General features: G+C 36.4%; 1 protein-coding gene. It reads left to right on the top strand.

All coding sequences use genetic code 11. The features are described from left to right. The first annotated feature begins 160 nt into the window (after positions 1-160). Positions 161-631 carry a deoxycytidylate deaminase gene (locus MUW73_RS01420; RefSeq protein WP_243018735.1) on the top strand — a complete coding sequence of 157 codons (471 nt, stop codon included), beginning with the start codon at positions 161-163 and terminating at the stop codon, positions 629-631. Positions 632-734: the final 103 nt, after the last annotated feature.

Here is a 734-nt window from a genome sequence, read left to right as displayed (position 1 = left end):
TTAAGTTGATGCCATTGGCTGAACAGATACTTTTGCTTACTTTCTTATCAAGAAAAAAATAAGATTAAAAATTCCTTAAGTTGCCGCCATTACCTGAACAAATATGTAAATTCTTGCAAACCATGAAATAAAAGTACCAACCATATAATAAAAAGAAGTAATGACACAAAGACCTACATTTGATGCCATTTTTATGTCCTTGGCCATTCAGTTAGCCCAACGCTCACACTGTGTTAAAAAGAAAGTAAGTGCTGTATTAACAAAAGACACCCGTATTATTTCTATAGGATACAATGGGCCTCCATCAGGTGCTTATAATTGTGATGAGATATGGCCTAAAACAGGTTGTGCTAGGAATATAAAAGGTAGTTGTTCCTTAGCGATTCATGCAGAACAAAATGCGCTGCTGTATGCCTTAACCAATCATATCAATGTACGAGATAGTCTGCTTTATATTACCCTTTCCCCTTGTCTCCCTTGCGCCCGTATGATATTTAGTACAGGTATTAAAAAAGTGATATACAAAGACTCTTATGCGGCTTATAAAAACCTAGATCAGGAAGAAGGGTTAAATTTTTTACAAGAGTTTGGTGTTAAAGTAGAACAATATGACCCCTACGCCGCAGTATAGCTTTAAATGATAGTCTGTGGTTCAGTCAACCTTGTTGAGTAGAGATGGTTTCCGTTCACCACTATGGCTTATGCTAGTAAAAAAACGCGCCCTTTGAAAAAAG

Source organism: Candidatus Cardinium sp. cByotN1, from assembly GCF_022810525.1.
Lineage (GTDB): Bacteria > Bacteroidota > Bacteroidia > Cytophagales > Amoebophilaceae > Cardinium.
Note: the sequence above shows the minus strand (reverse complement) of the source record. Positions and strands in the feature narration are given on the sequence as shown.

Coding starts and splice junctions, on each gene's coding strand:
- MUW73_RS01420 (WP_243018735.1), top strand. CDS start 161: ATGACACAAAGACCTACATTTGATGCCATTTTTATGTCCTTGGCCATT.